General features: G+C 42.7%; 19 protein-coding genes and 2 tRNA genes. 13 read left to right on the top strand and 8 right to left on the bottom strand.

Features of this window, described 5'->3' with window-relative positions; translation table 11 throughout:
• Positions 1–683 precede the first annotated feature (683 nt).
• Both BACFIN_RS18050 and BACFIN_RS18055 read right to left on the bottom strand, forming a co-directional pair.
• A complete protein-coding gene (locus BACFIN_RS18050; protein WP_007748095.1) occupies positions 684–1,028 on the bottom strand; it encodes a hypothetical protein in 345 nt (114 codons plus the stop codon).
• Between the two features lie 3 nt (positions 1,029–1,031).
• Entirely contained in the window at positions 1,032–1,331 is a 300-nt protein-coding gene (locus BACFIN_RS18055) for an FtsB family cell division protein (protein WP_007748091.1), read from the bottom strand.
• Positions 1,332–1,489: 158 nt separating this feature from the next.
• Between BACFIN_RS18055 and BACFIN_RS18060 the strand changes: the two genes are divergently transcribed.
• Positions 1,490–3,346, top strand: a complete 1,857-nt coding sequence (locus BACFIN_RS18060) for a DNA polymerase III subunit gamma/tau (protein ID WP_007748090.1) — start codon at positions 1,490–1,492, stop codon at positions 3,344–3,346.
• Positions 3,347–3,423: 77 nt separating this feature from the next.
• On the opposite strand, the gene BACFIN_RS18065 is transcribed toward BACFIN_RS18060, so the two are convergent.
• Together BACFIN_RS18065 and BACFIN_RS18070 are read right to left on the bottom strand one after the other, a co-directional pair.
• Entirely contained in the window at positions 3,424–3,657 is a 234-nt protein-coding gene (locus tag BACFIN_RS18065; RefSeq protein ID WP_007748087.1) for a PspC domain-containing protein, read from the bottom strand.
• Positions 3,658–3,903: 246 nt separating this feature from the next.
• Positions 3,904–4,800, bottom strand: a complete 897-nt coding sequence (locus tag BACFIN_RS18070; RefSeq protein ID WP_007748083.1) for a helix-turn-helix domain-containing protein — start codon at positions 4,798–4,800, stop codon at positions 3,904–3,906.
• Positions 4,801–4,976: 176 nt separating this feature from the next.
• Between BACFIN_RS18070 and BACFIN_RS18075 the strand changes: the two genes are divergently transcribed.
• The 3 genes from BACFIN_RS18075 to BACFIN_RS18085 all read left to right on the top strand — a co-directional run bounded on the left by BACFIN_RS18075 (position 4,977) and on the right by BACFIN_RS18085 (position 7,053).
• A complete protein-coding gene (locus tag BACFIN_RS18075) occupies positions 4,977–5,801 on the top strand; it encodes a carboxymuconolactone decarboxylase family protein (RefSeq protein WP_081449057.1) in 825 nt (274 codons plus the stop codon).
• Positions 5,802–5,843: 42 nt separating this feature from the next.
• Complete coding sequence (locus tag BACFIN_RS18080) at positions 5,844–6,410, top strand: sugar O-acetyltransferase (RefSeq protein ID WP_007748079.1); 567 nt, start codon at positions 5,844–5,846, stop codon at positions 6,408–6,410.
• 76 nt (positions 6,411–6,486) lie between these two features.
• Positions 6,487–7,053 carry a flavodoxin gene (locus BACFIN_RS18085; protein ID WP_007748077.1) on the top strand — a complete coding sequence of 189 codons (567 nt, stop codon included), beginning with the start codon at positions 6,487–6,489 and terminating at the stop codon, positions 7,051–7,053.
• 211 nt (positions 7,054–7,264) lie between these two features.
• On the opposite strand, the gene BACFIN_RS18090 is transcribed toward BACFIN_RS18085, so the two are convergent.
• A tRNA-Asp gene (locus BACFIN_RS18090) sits at positions 7,265–7,338 on the bottom strand.
• Between the two features lie 55 nt (positions 7,339–7,393).
• Positions 7,394–7,467: transfer RNA gene (locus BACFIN_RS18095), tRNA-Asp, on the bottom strand.
• A 442-nt stretch (positions 7,468–7,909) separates the two neighbouring features.
• On the opposite strand from BACFIN_RS18095, the gene purU reads away from it, so the two are divergent.
• The 9 genes from purU (at position 7,910) to BACFIN_RS18140 (ending at position 15,645) form a co-directional block, all read left to right on the top strand.
• Positions 7,910–8,767: a formyltetrahydrofolate deformylase gene (gene purU / locus BACFIN_RS18100; protein WP_007748072.1), complete on the top strand. Its 858-nt coding sequence runs from the start codon at positions 7,910–7,912 to the stop codon at positions 8,765–8,767.
• Positions 8,767–9,363, top strand: coding sequence for an imidazole glycerol phosphate synthase subunit HisH (gene hisH, locus BACFIN_RS18105; protein WP_007748070.1), 597 nt, complete (start codon positions 8,767–8,769; stop codon positions 9,361–9,363). The genes purU and hisH overlap by 1 nt, the downstream gene beginning before the upstream one ends.
• A gap of 80 nt (positions 9,364–9,443) precedes the next feature.
• Positions 9,444–10,163 carry a 1-(5-phosphoribosyl)-5-[(5-phosphoribosylamino)methylideneamino]imidazole-4-carboxamide isomerase gene (gene hisA / locus BACFIN_RS18110; protein ID WP_007748069.1) on the top strand — a complete coding sequence of 240 codons (720 nt, stop codon included), beginning with the start codon at positions 9,444–9,446 and terminating at the stop codon, positions 10,161–10,163.
• Positions 10,164–10,294: 131 nt separating this feature from the next.
• Complete coding sequence (gene hisF, locus BACFIN_RS18115) at positions 10,295–11,050, top strand: imidazole glycerol phosphate synthase subunit HisF (protein ID WP_007748068.1); 756 nt, start codon at positions 10,295–10,297, stop codon at positions 11,048–11,050.
• Between the two features lie 21 nt (positions 11,051–11,071).
• The gene (hisIE, locus tag BACFIN_RS18120) at positions 11,072–11,683 is read left to right on the top strand and encodes a bifunctional phosphoribosyl-AMP cyclohydrolase/phosphoribosyl-ATP diphosphatase HisIE (RefSeq protein ID WP_007748067.1); all 612 of its coding nucleotides are present in this window, start codon (positions 11,072–11,074) and stop codon (positions 11,681–11,683) included.
• Positions 11,684–11,725: 42 nt separating this feature from the next.
• A complete protein-coding gene (locus tag BACFIN_RS18125) occupies positions 11,726–12,454 on the top strand; it encodes a cell division ATP-binding protein FtsE (protein WP_007748066.1) in 729 nt (242 codons plus the stop codon).
• A 13-nt stretch (positions 12,455–12,467) separates the two neighbouring features.
• The gene (locus BACFIN_RS18130; RefSeq protein ID WP_007748065.1) at positions 12,468–13,787 is read left to right on the top strand and encodes an aspartate kinase; all 1,320 of its coding nucleotides are present in this window, start codon (positions 12,468–12,470) and stop codon (positions 13,785–13,787) included.
• 76 nt (positions 13,788–13,863) lie between these two features.
• Complete coding sequence (gene lysA / locus BACFIN_RS18135; RefSeq protein WP_007748064.1) at positions 13,864–15,024, top strand: diaminopimelate decarboxylase; 1,161 nt, start codon at positions 13,864–13,866, stop codon at positions 15,022–15,024.
• Between the two features lie 141 nt (positions 15,025–15,165).
• Entirely contained in the window at positions 15,166–15,645 is a 480-nt protein-coding gene (locus BACFIN_RS18140; protein ID WP_022276627.1) for a ferritin, read from the top strand.
• A gap of 110 nt (positions 15,646–15,755) precedes the next feature.
• On the opposite strand, the gene BACFIN_RS18145 is transcribed toward BACFIN_RS18140, so the two are convergent.
• Both BACFIN_RS18145 and kbl read right to left on the bottom strand, forming a co-directional pair.
• On the bottom strand, positions 15,756–16,169 hold the full coding sequence (locus BACFIN_RS18145) for a DUF2721 domain-containing protein (RefSeq protein WP_007748058.1): 414 nt from the start codon (positions 16,167–16,169) through the stop codon (positions 15,756–15,758).
• Between the two features lie 84 nt (positions 16,170–16,253).
• Complete coding sequence (gene kbl / locus BACFIN_RS18150; protein WP_007748055.1) at positions 16,254–17,441, bottom strand: glycine C-acetyltransferase; 1,188 nt, start codon at positions 17,439–17,441, stop codon at positions 16,254–16,256.

Here is a 17,441-nt window from a genome sequence, read left to right as displayed (position 1 = left end):
GTCCCCGATTCGTTAATCAATCGGGGACACTTTTAGTGCATATTGCCCAATAAAAGCGTTTATGTATGTGTTTATTCTTGCTTCGCATCTTTTTTATTTCTTTTGAATAGGGCGAGAAGAAGTCAAATTCTAAAATAGTGGATATTCTAGCTAATGTGTCGGTGTCCACTGAATATTTATCGAATATTTTATATACGTTTGTTCTGCTGCATGACAGACGCTGGGTTAGCCACACAACAGTCCGTTGTCGTTTTTCCTTCCTTACTTGTGCAAGTCTTTCTTTATGACCTTTACTTTATAGTTGAATGAGCGGTCATTTCACTTGCAATAAGGGTATTTGTTGCCTTATTCTTCCTACATTCTTGTGATAATACAGCATTGTTCTTTGGTTGGATATTAGTTATTTCTATGAGCTCACTATTGTGAGCTGAAAGGCTAACACTAGTGGATATATATGTCCATTGATGTTAGCTTATTTGTTCACATTAGTGAGCTCTTGTAAATATCAAGAGCTTTTACTGAGAATGTTAAGAAAGTATCTGTGGAATGACTATATGTTAAATGATGAGACACCTGAGAGCATAAGTGTAACCCTCAGGCTTGCTATCATAACTGAAAAGCCGATGAATAAAGGAATGCAGGTGATTTATGAGAGTATGAGGGTAAAATGCGCAAAACTTTTTTTAGTTGGCTTTTTCTTTCTCTTCTTCCTGCGGGATGCGGAAAGCTGTATAAAGTTCGAGTATGGCGGCAATTGTAAGACAAGCAATCCATTCGTTACCACGTGTTGTGAACATGAATGCTCCGGTGAGAATCAGGGCTAATGCTCCGAATATTTGTTGAATGCGTAAACGTTTCAAAGTTTTGCTTTTACCTTTGATGGGTGTGTTCACTTGTGCCAGTGCGATAAAACCGGCACCGACAGTGTATATGTAGGGAGCATACGCCCATCCGGTGATAAATACGGCAGCTCCGGCAAGAGTCATTATAGCGCCGACAACGAACAGTGCGGGTATTAATTGTTTCATTCTCTATTCTTCTTCAAAAACGTAAATATCTTCGTTGGGTTTCTTCATCAAGTACTTTTCGCGGGCTATCTGTTCGATTGCATCCGGATTGGTACTTATTTCGTTGAGGCGTTTCGTATTCTCTTCATAATCTGTGCGATACTTTTCTATTTCTTCTTTTAGCTGACTGATTTCGCGTTCATATCCGAGACGGCGCACCAAACTGTTCTCATCCAGAAAACCTATGATGACAGCGAATGCGACAATGGTAATAAGATACTTCCGTCTGCATATGAAATTCCAAATACTGATTAGCTTACTCATAACCTACCTTTATAAATATCCGCAAAGATAAAACTAATAACTTAAAAACTTATCTCTTCCGCTTTAAAACTTCTTTCTCTATCCCTTATTACTTATCACTTTTTTATGTACTTTTGCACTGAAAGCAAAAAATAAAGAAAAATAGAGGAATCCCGGATATGGAAAACTATATTGTATCAGCCCGTAAATATCGTCCGTCTACTTTCGAATCGGTGGTGGGACAACGGGCGCTGACCACTACGCTGAAAAATGCGATTGCTACTCAGAAACTTGCTCATGCTTATTTGTTCTGCGGGCCACGCGGAGTCGGAAAGACTACGTGCGCACGTATCTTTGCCAAAACCATTAACTGCATAACACCTACTGCTGATGGCGAAGCTTGCAATCAGTGTGAGTCTTGTGTGGCTTTTAATGAACAACGGTCGTACAATATCCATGAACTGGATGCTGCTTCCAATAATTCGGTGGACGATATCCGCCAATTGGTGGAGCAGGTGCGTATCCCGCCACAGATCGGTAAATATAAGGTATACATTATCGATGAGGTACATATGCTCTCCGCGTCTGCTTTCAATGCTTTTCTGAAAACGCTGGAAGAGCCTCCCCGTCATGCCATCTTTATTTTGGCTACAACGGAAAAACATAAGATTCTTCCGACCATTCTTTCCCGTTGCCAGATTTATGATTTCAACCGGATTAGCGTGGAAGATACTGTGAATCACCTTTCTTATGTCGCTTCAAAAGAAGGAATTACGGCAGAGCCGGAAGCATTGAATGTGATTGCCATGAAGGCGGACGGTGGTATGCGCGATGCTTTGTCTATTTTCGACCAGGTGATAAGTTTTACCGGAGGTAATATCACATACAAGAGTGTAATTGATAATCTGAATGTACTTGATTACGAATATTATTTCCGTCTGACCGATTCTTTTCTTGAAAATAAGGTAAGTGATGCATTGTTACTTTTCAATGATGTGTTGAACAAAGGTTTTGACGGGAGTCATTTTATAACCGGTTTGTCTTCTCATTTCCGTGATTTGCTGGTAGCTAAAGATGCAGTGACATTGCCTTTGTTGGAAGTAGGAGCGAGCATACGCCAACGCTATCAGGAGCAGGCACAGAAATGTCCGTTGCCTTTTTTGTATCGGGCGATGAAGCTCTGTAATGAGTGTGATTTGAATTATCGTGTCAGCAAAAATAAGCGTTTGCTGGTAGAACTGACCTTAATACAGGTTGCGCAGCTTACCATTGAGGGGGATGATGTGAGTGGTGGGCGTAGCCCTAAAAAGACTATAAAACCCGTATTCACCCAACCTGCCGCAGCACAGCAACCGCAGGTGACTTCTGCTGCTTCAGCGTCTCAGACTGCTGTTCATCAACAAACGCCTGTTCGTCAGCCGCAGACACCTGTGGCAGCGCAGGTGGTATCATCGTCTACATCATCATCATCTTCTTCTTCTTCGAATTCCACTACTTCCGTTCCGTCTCAAAGTGCGGGAATTGCTCAGAGAGGGCAGGGAGAACGGAAGATTCCTGTCATGAAGATGTCCAGCCTGGGGGTATCTATCAAGAATCCGCAGCGTGATCAGGTTACTCAGAAAGAAATGATGCCACAGCCTGGTAAAGTACAACAGACTGTAGAAGAGGATTTTATCTTTAATGACCGTGATTTGAATTTCTATTGGCAGCAGTATGCCGGTCAGTTACCGAAAGAGGAAGATTCTCTTACGAAACGTATGCAGATGCTTCATCCGGTACTGCTCAATAACTCGACGACTTTTGAGGTAGTAGTGGACAATGAGATTGCTGCAAAGGATTTCAGAAATCTGATTCCTGAATTGCAGAATTATCTTCGTGTCCAGTTAAAGAATAGTAAAGTGGTGATGACAGTGCGGGTTAGTGAACCAACAGAAACGGTACGTCCCGTCGGCCGTGTAGAAAAGTTTCAGATGATGGCTCAAAAGAATCAGGCATTAATGCAGTTGAAAGACGAGTTCGGATTGGAATTGTACTAGTCCTTAATGGAGGGGTATAAAAATGAGCCACATTCGATTGATTATTGTTTGATAAGAAATCGGATGGGCTCTTGGTCTTAATGTAATCTGTTGTTCATGCGGTTTTCATATCCGTCTGAAGGCGTTTTGTAAGGCATGACAATCCACAAGATAATATAGATGATTACACCAGCGAAAGCTGTGAAGAATGTGGCTAATACGTATACGATTCTTAATAAAGTTGGGTCCCATCCAAAATATTCGGCTATTCCGGAACATACACCTGCAATCATTCGATTGGAAGATCGGGTCAGTTTCTTTTCATTTTCCATATTTATTGTATAATTGTTTAGTATAAGTTTGTTACTTATCAGAGTTTACTTTATCTATTGTTTATGACTTTTATGGGGATGAGTTCTTTCCATGCTCTAATCGATAAAAGTGCTTTGCGCAAAGATATAATAATTAGTTGGTATAATTCTATTTCTTATATTTTTCTTCTGCCTGATGCCCTCTATATAAATTCTATAAATAAATATGGGAGCGAGTTACTCATAGATGTTATTTTCGTATAAAGACTAATTCTGTGAGCGGAATTCATTGGGAGTACAGCCCGTAACCCGTTTGAACATCCGGCTTAGATGCTGCGGATATTGGAATCCCAATCTGTAAGCAATTTCACTTGTAGTCTTGTCTGTTGCCAGCAAATCCTCTTTAGCGCGTTCGATCAGTTTATTTTGGATATATTCCGAGGCGGTTTGTCCCGTCTGTTTTCTAATCATATCTCCGAAATAGTTGGCTGATAGAAATACTTTGTCGGCAAAGTATTTAACGGTAGGTAATCCCTCTCGTAGTGGAGTCTCGTTGTCGAAATACTCATCCAGCAACCGCTCGAAACGGACGATGATGTCTTTGTTCACTTCTTCGCGTGTTGTGAACTGTCGTTCGTAGAAACGCATACAATAATCGAGCAGTAGTCCGATATTGGCACAAATTAACCGACGGCTGTGCTTGTCTATATTGTGTTTCAGTTCTATTTCAATCTTATGCAGGCAATCCATCACGGTCTCCCGTTCCTCCTCTGAAAGGTGTAGTGCCTCACGGGTTTCGTAGGAAAAGAAAGAATAGTTCTTGATCTCCTGACCGAGTGCCGTGCCACGAATCAGATCGGGGTGGAACAGGATGCCATGAGCGTTTGGTTGGACATCTTTAATCATCTTTGTCTCTACTATTTGGCCTGGAGCAAAGCTGACAATCGTACCATCCTGATAGTCGTAACTCTGACGCCCATACATGATATTCCCGCAGTAGGTATCTTTCAGGTAAAGAGCATATACGCCGTAGTTGATTTTGCAATGTTCCGGCCATTGCGTTGCTTTTGACAGATCAACAACACTAACCAACGGGTGTCGTGTTTCAAGTCCGAAAAGTTTGTTGTATTTATCTATCTCATCAAGTTTAATAACCTCTTCCATAATCCTTTCTTTAATTTTCTTTATCGCAAATATAACTTATTTCATTTGAATTATGTATGACTTTATTACAGAATCGAGGATTTGGGTACAAATATCAGTAAATCATATACAAGCTCACTCGTTTTATCGCAGTAAATTTGCAATCAGAAGTTTAACAATGAAAAAACGAAATGATTATGAATAAACTCCTATTATTTTCAGTATTCAGTATTTTAACACTCAATGTTATGGCACAGGAAAAAATTGTACAGACGGCAGGACGCGACCAGTTAGGAACGTTTGCCCCCAAGTTTGCGGAACTCAATGACGATGTCCTCTTTGGAGAAGTTTGGAGCCGCACTGACAAACTCGGTCTGCGTGACCGCAGTTTAGTAACCATTACCTCTCTTATCAGTCAGGGAATCACGGACAATTCGCTCGTATATCATCTTCAGTCAGCAAAGAAGAACGGCATCACCCGTACGGAGATCGCAGAGATTATCACTCACATAGGTTTCTATGCAGGTTGGCCGAAGGCGTGGGCGGCGTTCAATTTGGCAAAAGGAGTATGGTCTGAAGATACTGCTGGTGAAGATGCCAAAGCAGCTTTCCAGCGTGAGATGATTTTCCCCATCGGGGAACCTAATACAGCCTATGCGCAGTATTTTATTGGTAACAGCTATCTTGCTCCGGTTTCGCGCGAACAGGTGAACATCTCTAACGTTACTTTTGAGCCGCGTTGCCGCAATAACTGGCATATCCACCGTGCGACGAAAGGTGGTGGACAGATGCTTATCGGTGTAGCTGGTCGCGGCTGGTATCAGGAAGAAGGCAAACCGGCGGTGGAGATTCTGCCTGGCACGGTTATTCATATTCCTGCTAACGTGAAACACTGGCACGGAGCTGCTGCTGACAGTTGGTTTGCTCATTTGGCTTTCGAGGTTTCCGGCGAAAACACTTCCAATGAGTGGCTTGAATTAGTTACGGATGAAGAGTACGATAAAATCGAACGGACTAAGTAATGATTTTTGCTAATCCTGTTTTATCTTTTGAAAAGTAATAATATGACTACCGAGGAATTTAAGGAATATGTAAAGACGCGCAAGGCGCTCAATACAGAAGAAATACATCGTTTGATGGATGATATGAGCAATGAGGCAAGACGTATCACCTTTCAGCTGAATACAGCATATCATACACCGGACGAAGTGCGCCGATTACTCTCCGGGTTGTTCGGTTATCAGGTTCCCTCGTCGCTCCGTGTCTTTCCACCGTTTTATACGGATTTCGGTAAGAATATTGTCGTTGGTGAGGGTGTGTTTATTAATGCTTGTTGTCATTTTCAGGATCATGGTGGCGTGACTATTGGCGATGGTTGCCAAATCGGGCATAACGTCGTTTTTGCTACACTTAATCACGGGTTGGTTCCGAAAGACCGTAAAACGACTTATCCTGCACCTATTGTACTCGGTAGGAATGTATGGATAGGTTCTAACACGACGATTCTTCAGGGAGTGACTATCGGTGATAATGCCGTTGTAGGTGCCGGAGCTGTGGTAACGAAAGATGTGGCAGCGAATACGGTTGTAGGTGGTGTTCCTGCACATTTTATCAAAGTAATAGAAGAATGAAAATGTCTGTGGGGTTACTCCATCGTGGCAATGTTTAAACTAATTAGTGATAAGAAATATTTAAAATTTAAATAAAATGAAACAGATTATATTCATATTTATGAGTCTCCTTTGCTTTAGCTGTTCATCAAAAGCGCAAAACCAGACAGCAGATGCCAATGTACGATCTGATAAGAAAATCCTAGTCGCCTACTTTTCCTGTACTGGAACTACAGAAAAAGTAGCTGATGTCATTGTAAAAACGGTTGGCGGCAAACTTTATAAGATAACTCCCGCTACAGCCTATACCTCGGCAGATCTCGACTGGAACAACAAAAGTAGTCGTAGTTCAATTGAAATGACGACTGAAAATTCACGTCCGGAATTGGGTGGAGATGTGCTTGATTTGAAAGATTATGATGTGGTATTTCTCGGTTACCCGATATGGTGGAATTTATGCCCGCGTCCGGTCAATACATTCCTTGAGAAATATGATTTTTCCGGTAAAACCGTTATTCCGTTCGCTACTTCCGGAGGAAGCTCGATAGCTAACAGTGTAAAACAGCTCAAGAAACTTTATCCCAAAATCGTATGGGGAGAAAGCCAGTTGCTGAACGGAAGTGGCAAGGAAGCGGGAGAGTGGGCAAGACAAGTAATCAGGTAACTGCATGGAAGAGCGTAGAATTACTGTCTGTTTCAAATCTATTCTATGAGATTGATGTAATGCTGTACGGCAAATGGCAGGTAAGTTGCTGGGGATCTCTTTATCTTGTTTCAAACAAATGGCGAGATAAATAAAACAAAACACCCGATTTTACTTATGGGGGTAAAATCGGGTGTGTCTTTTGTAATTTGCTGATAATCAGTATCTATTGCGGTGCGTACGGGACTCGAACCCGTGACCCCATGCGTGACAGGCATGTATTCTAACCAACTGAACTAACGCACCAAATTTTAATTGGATTAACTCATTTATATTTCTCTCTGCTTCTTAGTGAAAGAAGCGGTGCGTACGGGACTCGAACCCGTGACCCCATGCGTGACAGGCATGTATTCTAACCAACTGAACTAACGCACCAAAATTTCAATTTATTAATCTGCATCTCTCTCGATTGCGGGTGCAAAGGTAGTTGTTTTTTGTAAACCTGCAAGCGTTTTGAGAAAAGTTTTTTTCAAGAAAAAACAAGAAAAATGCTTAGTGTCTCATTTTGAGTACTTTTGTAATGAAAAAAAATATTCGTTTTTCTTCTCTTCGGATAGTGACGGTATCTGATCGTTATAGTGACGCTATCACGATGGAATACCGTCACTATCCGAAAGCAATGGCATCACTATCCTAAAGTTTATCATTCTTTTCATTGAAAATAACTCTCGATATCTTTCTATCTGTAAGAAATCATCGTTTTTATATCAACTTTCTGCTTGAATAATTCGTAATTTTGCAATAAATCGTTATTTTTGCGGACTAAAATTAAAAAGGTAGAAAAGATTCTGCCTGGAATCGTTAATTAGTAAAAAGAATGATGACAACAGCCAAACTGTTATTGCACTGTCCCGACAAACCGGGAATCCTTGCGGAAGTGACAGACTTTATTACGGTAAACAAAGGAAATATTATCTATCTGGATCAGTATGTAGATCATGTAGAGAACATCTTCTTCATGCGTATTGAATGGGAACTGAAAGATTTTCTGGTTCCACAGGAAAAAATTGAAGATTATTTCAGAACACTCTACGGGCAAAAATATGAAATGGATTTTCGTCTTTATTTCTCTGATGTAAAACCACGTATGGCTATTTTCGTATCCAAGCTGTCGCACTGTCTTTTCGATATGCTGGCCCGGTATACGGCAGGAGAGTGGAATGTAGAGATACCTCTTATTATAAGTAACCATCCGGATTTGCAGCACGTGGCAGAACGTTTCGGAATTCCTTTCTATCTGTTCCCTATCACCAAGGAGACGAAAGAAGAACAGGAGCGCAAAGAGATGGAACTGCTTGCCAAACATAAGATTACATTTATTGTATTGGCACGCTATATGCAGGTGATCTCCGAACAGATGATTAACGCTTATCCGAATAAGATTATCAATATTCATCACTCTTTCCTTCCCGCGTTTGTAGGGGCGAAGCCTTACCATGCAGCTTTCCAGAGAGGAGTAAAAATTATTGGTGCAACCAGTCATTATGTAACGACCGAGCTGGATGCCGGACCGATTATTGAACAGGATGTAGTGCGCATCACTCATAAAGACGCCATTGAAGACCTCGTAAATAAAGGAAAGGATTTGGAGAAAATCGTTCTTTCGCGTGCAGTGCAGAAGCACATCGAGCGCAAAGTCTTGACTTACAAAAATAAAACTGTAATATTTAGCTGATGAAAGTAGCAGTTGTAAAATACAATGCCGGCAATATTCGTTCTGTAGATTATGCCTTAAAGCGGTTAGGTGTAGAAGCGGTGATTACTGCTGATAAAGAAGAACTCCAATCGGCTGATAAAGTTATTTTTCCCGGAGTGGGAGAGGCGGAAACTACCATGAACCACTTGAAAGCTACGAGACTGGACGAACTGATAAAGAATCTCCGTCAGCCTGTATTGGGAATTTGTCTCGGTATGCAGTTGATGTGCCGGTATTCCGAAGAAGGAGAAGTCGATTGTTTGAATATCTTCGATGTGGACGTAAAACGTTTTGTCCCGCAGAAACATGAAGATAAAGTGCCTCACATGGGATGGAACACCATTGGGCAAACGAATAGCAAATTGTTTGAAAGCTTCACCGAAGAGGAGTTTGTCTATTTTGTGCATAGCTTCTATGTGCCGACCTGCGACTTTACTGCTGCTATAACTGACTATATTCATCCGTTCAGTGCTGCGTTGCATAAAGATAACTTTTATGCTACCCAGTTCCATCCGGAGAAAAGCGGCAAGACAGGAGAGAAGATTCTGACAAATTTCTTGAACCTCTGCCGGTAACAGTATGGATGATGTGTCATGAAAAACATTTCGATGTTTGAAATAAATATTTAGTGAATCGTCAAATAGTAAATAAATAGATGATAGAAATTATTCCAGCCATTGATATTATTGATGGAAAGTGCGTACGTCTTTCCCAGGGAGATTATGATAGTAAAAAGGTATATAATGAGAACCCGGTGGAAGTAGCTAAAGAGTTTGAAGCGAACGGTGTTCGCAGGCTTCATGTGGTAGACTTGGACGGTGCTGCTTCTCATCATGTCGTTAACTATCGGGTGTTGGAACAGATTGCGACACGTACTTCTCTCGTTATAGATTTTGGCGGTGGAGTAAAGAGCGATGAAGATTTGAAAATTGCTTTTGAGAGCGGTGCGCAGATGGTAACCGGAGGAAGCATTGCGGTGAAAGACCCGGAATTATTCTGTCATTGGCTGGAAATATACGGCAGTGAGAAGATCATTTTGGGAGCAGATGTAAAAGATCATAAGATAGCCGTCAATGGTTGGAAAGACGAAAGCGCCTGTGAGCTTTTTCCGTTTCTGGAAAATTATATGGATAAAGGTATACGAAAAGTAATCTGTACGGATATTAGCTGTGATGGAATGCTGAGTGGTCCTTCTATCGATTTGTATAAAGAAATGTTGGCTAAATTCCCCGATCTCTATCTGATGGCCAGTGGCGGGGTAAGCAAGGTGGATGATATTGTTGCTTTGGATGAGGCCGGTGTTCCCGGAGTTATTTTCGGTAAGGCATTGTATGAAGGCCATATCACCTTACAAGATTTGAGAATCTTTTTATAATTCGCATATCAGAATATACCTTATATAATAAGGAGAAGTTATATAAGAGGATTTGATGTAATAAGAAAAATTTAAGAAGCAAGCTTAGGCATATAGATTGTAAATTGTTGAATAGTAAATAAAATAAGATTGTGTTAGCAAAAAGAATAGTACCTTGTCTGGATATAAAAGACGGACAAACCGTGAAAGGAACGAATTTTGTCAACTTGCGCCAAGCCGGTGATCCGGTGGAGTTGGGTCGTGCTTACAGTGAACAGGGAGCAGATGAACTTGTTTTCCTGGACATTACTGCAAGCCATGAGGGACGTAAGACTTTTACGGAATTGGTAAAACGGATTGCTGCTAATATCAATATCCCGTTTACCGTAGGGGGAGGAATCAATGAATTGAGTGATGTGGACCGTCTGCTGAATGCGGGAGCGGATAAGATTTCCATCAATTCTTCCGCTATCCGTAATCCCCGATTGGTTGATGAGATTGCAAAGAATTTCGGCTCACAGGTCTGTGTGTTGGCGGTAGATGCGAAACAGACCGAGAACGGTTGGAAATGTTACTTGAACGGAGGACGCATCGAAACGGATAAAGACCTGTTCGAGTGGACTAAGGAAGCGCAGGAACGCGGAGCGGGAGAGATACTCTTCACGAGTATGAATCATGATGGTGTGAAGACCGGCTATGCGAACGAAGCACTTGCCGTTTTGGCTGGACAGCTTTCTGTTCCTATCATTGCATCGGGGGGAGCAGGCAGTAAAGAACACTTCCGTGACGTCTTTTTGCAAGGAAAAGCAGATGCGGCATTGGCAGCCAGCGTTTTTCATTTCGGAGAAATTAAAATTCCCGATTTAAAATCGTATCTTTGCGGCGAAGGTATTATAATGCGTAAATAGTAAATTAAGATATTGAATAAAATGGAATTGGATTTCGAGAAAATGAATGGACTTGTTCCGGCTATCATACAAGACAATGAGACGCGCAAAGTCTTGATGTTGGGCTTCATGAATAAGGAAGCCTATGATAAAACGGTAGAAACCGGAAAAGTGACATTCTTTAGCCGTACAAAGAATCGTCTGTGGACAAAAGGCGAAGAAAGCGGTAATTTCCTTCATGTTGTTTCTATCAAGGCCGATTGCGACAATGATACGTTGCTCATCCAGGTTAATCCGGCAGGGCCTGTGTGCCATACAGGTACAGATACCTGTTGGGGCGAGAAGAATGAAGAACCTGTGATGTTCCTGAAAGCATTGCAAGACTTTATCGACAAACGTCACGAAGAAATGCCCGCAGGCTCTTATACAACCAGCCTGTTTGAGTCCGGAATCAATAAGATGGCGCAGAAAGTAGGTGAAGAAGCAGTCGAGACAGTGATCGAAGCAACCAACGGCACTGACGAACGCCTGATCTACGAAGGAGCCGACCTTATTTATCACATGATTGTATTGCTGACTTCAAAAGGCTATCGTATCGAAGATCTTGCTCGTGAATTGCAGGAAAGGCATAGCAGTACATGGAAGAAGCATTAAATAAATAAAAATTAATAATTAAAAATTAAAGCGGGAGTCGGCATGGATGACGGGGCGTTGATACGATATAAGAACGTAGAAATCCATCAACAGGAACTCTGTGTGCTGAGTGATGTAAATCTGGAATTGCACAAAGGAGAGTTTGTCTATCTGATCGGAAAAGTAGGTTCGGGAAAGACGAGTCTGCTCAAGACCCTTTATGGCGAACTGGATGTAATTGACGGTGAGGCTAAAGTACTGGATTATAATATGCGGTCTATCAAACGTAAGCATATCCCGCAACTGCGCCGCAAGTTAGGCATTGTATTCCAGGATTTTCAGTTACTGACGGACCGTACCGTTTACAATAACCTGGAATTTGTACTTCGTGCCACAGGCTGGAAGAACAAACAGGAAATCAAGGAACGTATTGAAGAAGTGCTCAATTTGGTAGGAATGTCCAATAAAGGATACAAGCTGCCGAACGAACTTTCCGGTGGCGAACAGCAGCGCATTGTGATTGCACGTGCCGTACTCAATTCTCCGTCCATCATCCTGGCGGATGAACCGACCGGAAACCTGGATACGGAAACGGGGAAATCGATTGTTGAATTGTTGCATAATATTTGCAGTTCCGGTTCATCCGTTGTGATGACCACGCACAATCTGCAATTATTGAAAGAATATCCGGGTCGGGTGTATCGTTGTGCCAACCATCAGATTGTAGATGTGACCGATGAATATATGCCCCGGCAGAGAACAATAGAAATAGATTTAAATATAGATAACTAAAACAGTAACGAAAATGAAAGTTTTAAAGTTTGGAGGAACTTCCGTAGGTTCTGCTCAGCGCATGAAGGAAGTAGCCAAATTGATTACCGATGGTGAACAGAAGATTGTTGTTCTTTCTGCTATGTCAGGAACAACAAACACATTGGTGGAAATTTCGGACTATCTGTATAAGAAGAATCCGGAGGGTGCCAACGAGATTATCAATAAGCTGGAAGCTAAATATAAACAGCACGTTGATGAGCTATTCGCAACTCAGGAATATAAACAGAAAGGTCTCGAAGTCATCAAGTCTCACTTCGACTACATCCGCTCCTATACGAAAGACCTTTTCACTTTGTTTGAAGAGAAAGTGGTTTTGGCGCAAGGAGAGCTGATCTCTACGGCAATGGTGAACTTCTACCTGCAGGAATGCGGTGCGAAGTCCGTACTGCTTCCGGCTTTGGAATTCATGCGTACTGATAAGAACGCGGAGCCGGACCCCGTATATATTAAGGAGAAGTTGCAGGCACAGCTCGAACTTTATCCGGATGTGGATATCTACATCACGCAAGGTTTCATCTGCCGCAATGCTTATGGTGAGATAGACAATCTGCAACGTGGCGGTAGCGATTATACGGCTTCTCTGATCGGAGCAGCGGTGAATGCTTCCGAAATTCAGATCTGGACAGACATTGACGGTATGCACAATAACGATCCGCGTATCGTTGACAAGACAGCTCCGGTGCGTCAGCTACATTTCGAAGAAGCAGCCGAATTGGCTTATTTCGGTGCGAAGATTCTGCATCCTACCTGCATCCAGCCGGCTAAATATGCCAATATTCCTGTACGTTTGCTGAATACGATGGATCCGACCGCTCCCGGCACATTGATTTCCAATGATACAGAGAAAGGAAAAATCAAAGCAGTAGCCGCCAAAGATAACATTACTGCTATCAAGATCAAATCCAGCCGTATGTTATTGGCTCACGGTTTCTTGCGTAAGGTGTTCGAAATCTTCGAAAGTTATCAGACATCCATCGATATGATCTGTACGTCAGAAGTCGGTGTTTCTGTAACGATAGATAACACGAAACATCTTAATGAAATTCTGGATGACCTGAAGAAATATGGAACGGTAACCGTTGATAAAGAAATGTGTATCATCTGCGTTGTAGGTGACTTGGAATGGGAAAATGTCGGTTTTGAAGCCAAAGCGCTTGATGCGATGCGCGACATACCGGTGCGAATGATTTCATTCGGAGGAAGCAACTACAATATCTCCTTCCTCATTCGGGAGTGTGACAAGAAGGCGGCTTTACAGTCGTTGAGCGATATGCTTTTCAACGGCAAATAATTCCATCAATAATATGAGCGCTTTTACCGAACTGATAAAAGCGCTTTTTTTAACCAACTAAACAAGTTTTTGAATTATGAAGGGAATATTTCCAATCGATAAATTCCGCACTTTGCAGACACCTTTCTATTATTACGATACCAAAGTGCTGCGTGATACATTGTCGGCTATTAACCATGAGGTTGCCAAATATCCTAATTATTCAGTACACTATGCTGTCAAAGCGAATGCCAATCCGAAGGTACTTGCCATCATCCGTGAAAGCGGAATGGGAGCCGACTGTGTGAGCGGTGGAGAGATCCGTGCCGCTATCCGTGCAGGATTCCCGGCCAATAAAGTCGTTTTTGCGGGAGTGGGTAAAGCAGACTGGGAAATCAATCTCGGATTAGAATATGGAATCTTCTGTTTTAATGTAGAATCTATTCCCGAGCTTGAAGTAATCAACGAGCTGGCAGCCGCTCAAAACAAAATAGCCAATGTCGCTTTCCGCATCAATCCGGATGTAGGCGCGCATACTCACGCCAATATCACTACCGGTCTTGCCGAAAATAAATTCGGTATCAGTATGCAGGATATGGATAAAGTGATAGACGTGGCTTTGGGAATGAAGAATATCAAGTTTATCGGCCTTCACTTCCACATCGGTTCGCAGATTCTCGATATGGGCGATTTCGTCGCTTTGTGCAATCGTGTCAATGAATTGCAGGACAAGTTGGAAGCGCATCGGATTCTGGTAGAACATATAAATGTCGGTGGTGGTCTGGGGATAGATTACGGCCATCCCAACCGTCAGGCTATCCCGAACTTCAAAGATTATTTTGCCACCTATGCCGGACAACTGAAACTGCGTCCTTATCAAACACTTCATTTTGAATTGGGGCGTGCCGTCGTGGGGCAGTGCGGTACGTTGATATCTAAAGTGCTGTATGTGAAGCAAGGAGCCAAGAAGAAATTTGCCATCCTCGATGCAGGTATGACCGATTTGATCCGTCCGGCTTTGTATCAGGCATACCATAAGATGGAAAACCTGACCTCCGAAGAACCGATGGAAGCGTACGATGTAGTAGGTCCGATATGTGAGTCGTCCGATGTTTTCGGAAAGGCGATTGATCTGAACAAAGTCAAGCGTGGAGACCTGATAGCCCTTCGTTCTGCCGGTGCATACGGTGAAATAATGGCTTCCGGCTATAACTGTCGTGAGCTTCCGAAAGGATATACTTCCGACGAGCTGGTGTAAATAAAAAATAAACCGCTACAATCAAAGTGTGAATGTAGTTTAAAAATACGGGGTACATGGAACAATCTGAACTGAAATCTTGTTATTTTTGTAATGAGTTCAAAAAGAAACTACATTAACAACTTAATAAAAGATACGATTATGATTTCAGAAAAATTACAAAATGCAATTAACGAACAGATTACTGCTGAGATGTGGTCTGCTAACCTGTATTTGGCAATGTCTTTCTATTTCGAGAAAGAAGGTTTCAGTGGTTTTGCCCATTGGATGAAGAAGCAGTCTCAGGAAGAGATGGCGCATGCTTATGCTATGGCAGATTATATTATCAAACGTGGAGGAACCGCTAAAGTTGATAAAATAGATATTGTTCCTAACGGTTGGGGTAGTCCGCTGGAAGTATTCGAGCACGTTTACAAACATGAATGCCATGTTTCTCAATTGGTAGACAAACTGGTAGATGTAGCTGCTGCTGAGAAGGACAAAGCAACACAGGATTTCTTGTGGGGATTCGTTCGCGAACAAGTAGAAGAAGAAGCTACAGTGCAAGGCATTGTTGACAAAATCAAGAAAGCCGGTGATACCGGAATTTTCTTTGTAGACTCACAATTGGGACAGCGTTAATAAGTTACACATACTTAATAAGCTACAAATAAAAGTTATGAAAGGGGATGTGTCAAAACTCCCCTTTTAGTTTATGAGGGTTTCGACACACCCTCTTTTTTGTTTACAGGTCATTTTCTGTCTTTATTCTTTCCTTTCTCCATCGTTCCCAGATAAATCTCCAGCGAACGGGTGGAAATCTGTATTTCGCGGAAAGACACGCCCAATGAAGCGATAAGCAACAGCAGAGCCACTCCGAATACATAGGCGGACAGCAGTTGCAGTCCGATATAAATGAAAAACATACTGACCACACAGAGAAACAGGCTCGCAATTCCCAGTCCTTGCATGGTGCGGGTCAGATTCAAACGTTTCCGTAAGTTCTCTATTTGTGCTACCGTGATATCCGTAGGATTCTCCATATAGCGGTCGCGTAACTGCCGCACAAGCTGTGCGTACGATAAGAAACGATTGGTGTAAGCCAATAAAATCAGTGAGACTGCCGAGAAAAGAAGGGCAGGAGTCGTGAGAGTCAATTCTTCCATATATAAATAAAAAAATCTTCCATTGTTATCTTGTCGGCACTTCTAATGCACCCCGATAATAACAATGGAAGATATGAAAAAGTTTTATTTCAATACGCCGAGTTCTTTACCCACTTTGATAAAGGCAGCGATACATTTGTCGAGATGAGCCTTCTCGTGTCCTGCAGAGATTTGCACACGGATACGCGCCTGTTCCTTCGGAACCACCGGATAATAGAAACCGGTCACGTAAATACCCTCTTCCTGCATACGTGCAGCATAAATCTGAGACAACTTCGCATCATACAGCATCACAGCGCATATCGCACTCTGCGTCGGTTTGATATCAAATCCGGCAGCGGTCATCTTGTCGCGGAAGTAATTCACGTTCTCTACGAGCTTGTCGTGCAGCGCATTGCTTTCTTTCAGCATTTTGAATACTTCAAGGCTGGCGCCGATAATGCCCGGAGCCAATGAATTAGAGAACAGATACGGACGGCTGCGTTGACGCAACAGGTCGATAATCTCTTTGCGGCCTGTCGTAAATCCTCCCAGCGCACCACCGAAAGCTTTGCCCAGCGTTCCGGTGTAGATATCCACGCGGCCGTGTGTCTTATACAATTCGCTGACCCCATGACCGGTGGCGCCTACCACTCCTGCCGAGTGAGACTCGTCTACCATCACCAGCGCATCATATTTCTCGGCCAGATCGCAAATCTGATCCATCGGAGCTACATTGCCATCCATAGAGAACACACCGTCCGTCACGACAATACGGAAACGTTGCGCCTGCGCTTCTTGCAGACATCTTTCCAGATCCTTCATATCGGCATTGGCATAACGATAGCGTTTCGCTTTACACAGACGCACGCCGTCGATGATGGAAGCGTGGTTCAGCGAGTCCGAGATAATCGCATCCTCTTCGGTGAAGAGCGGTTCGAATACCCCGCCGTTCGCATCGAAGCAGGCAGCATATAGAATCGTGTCTTCTGTCTGGAAATAGTCGGAAATAGCCGCTTCCAGTTCTTTATGAATATCCTGTGTCCCGCAGATAAAACGGACGGACGACATACCGTATCCGCGGCGATTCATCATCTCTTGGGAAGCCTTGATCAATCGGGGGTGATTGGACAGTCCCAAGTAATTGTTGGCACAGAAGTTCAGTACCTCTTTACCTTTTACTGTAATGGCAGCTTGCTGCGCACTCTCAATCAGGCGTTCTTCTTTGTAAAGTCCGGCCTCCTTGATTTCAGCCAGTGTCTGGCTGAGGAATTCTTGCATTTTACCGTACAT

The sequence above is a fragment of the Bacteroides finegoldii DSM 17565 genome, assembly GCF_000156195.1.
Classification (GTDB): Bacteria; Bacteroidota; Bacteroidia; order Bacteroidales; family Bacteroidaceae; genus Bacteroides; species Bacteroides finegoldii.
The sequence above is the reverse complement of the archived record's forward strand: the minus strand, read 5'-3'. Positions and strand labels throughout refer to the sequence as shown.

Excerpts from the sequence above, each read along its gene's own strand:
- hisH (WP_007748070.1), top strand. The coding sequence starts at position 8,767 with ATGAAAGTAGCAGTTGTAAAATACAATGCCGGCAATATTCGTTCTGTA.
- BACFIN_RS18050 (WP_007748095.1), bottom strand. The coding sequence starts at position 1,028 with ATGAAACAATTAATACCCGCACTGTTCGTTGTCGGCGCTATAATGACT.
- BACFIN_RS18075 (WP_081449057.1), top strand. The coding sequence starts at position 4,977 with ATGAATAAACTCCTATTATTTTCAGTATTCAGTATTTTAACACTCAAT.
- BACFIN_RS18085 (WP_007748077.1), top strand. The coding sequence starts at position 6,487 with ATGAAACAGATTATATTCATATTTATGAGTCTCCTTTGCTTTAGCTGT.
- BACFIN_RS18145 (WP_007748058.1), bottom strand. The coding sequence starts at position 16,169 with ATGGAAGAATTGACTCTCACGACTCCTGCCCTTCTTTTCTCGGCAGTC.
- BACFIN_RS18080 (WP_007748079.1), top strand. The coding sequence starts at position 5,844 with ATGACTACCGAGGAATTTAAGGAATATGTAAAGACGCGCAAGGCGCTC.
- purU (WP_007748072.1), top strand. The coding sequence starts at position 7,910 with ATGATGACAACAGCCAAACTGTTATTGCACTGTCCCGACAAACCGGGA.
- BACFIN_RS18065 (WP_007748087.1), bottom strand. The coding sequence starts at position 3,657 with ATGGAAAATGAAAAGAAACTGACCCGATCTTCCAATCGAATGATTGCA.
- BACFIN_RS18140 (WP_022276627.1), top strand. The coding sequence starts at position 15,166 with ATGATTTCAGAAAAATTACAAAATGCAATTAACGAACAGATTACTGCT.
- BACFIN_RS18055 (WP_007748091.1), bottom strand. The coding sequence starts at position 1,331 with ATGAGTAAGCTAATCAGTATTTGGAATTTCATATGCAGACGGAAGTAT.
- hisIE (WP_007748067.1), top strand. The coding sequence starts at position 11,072 with ATGGAATTGGATTTCGAGAAAATGAATGGACTTGTTCCGGCTATCATA.
- BACFIN_RS18130 (WP_007748065.1), top strand. The coding sequence starts at position 12,468 with ATGAAAGTTTTAAAGTTTGGAGGAACTTCCGTAGGTTCTGCTCAGCGC.
- lysA (WP_007748064.1), top strand. The coding sequence starts at position 13,864 with ATGAAGGGAATATTTCCAATCGATAAATTCCGCACTTTGCAGACACCT.
- BACFIN_RS18125 (WP_007748066.1), top strand. The coding sequence starts at position 11,726 with ATGGATGACGGGGCGTTGATACGATATAAGAACGTAGAAATCCATCAA.
- BACFIN_RS18060 (WP_007748090.1), top strand. The coding sequence starts at position 1,490 with ATGGAAAACTATATTGTATCAGCCCGTAAATATCGTCCGTCTACTTTC.
- kbl (WP_007748055.1), bottom strand. The coding sequence starts at position 17,441 with ATGTACGGTAAAATGCAAGAATTCCTCAGCCAGACACTGGCTGAAATC.
- hisA (WP_007748069.1), top strand. The coding sequence starts at position 9,444 with ATGATAGAAATTATTCCAGCCATTGATATTATTGATGGAAAGTGCGTA.
- BACFIN_RS18070 (WP_007748083.1), bottom strand. The coding sequence starts at position 4,800 with ATGGAAGAGGTTATTAAACTTGATGAGATAGATAAATACAACAAACTT.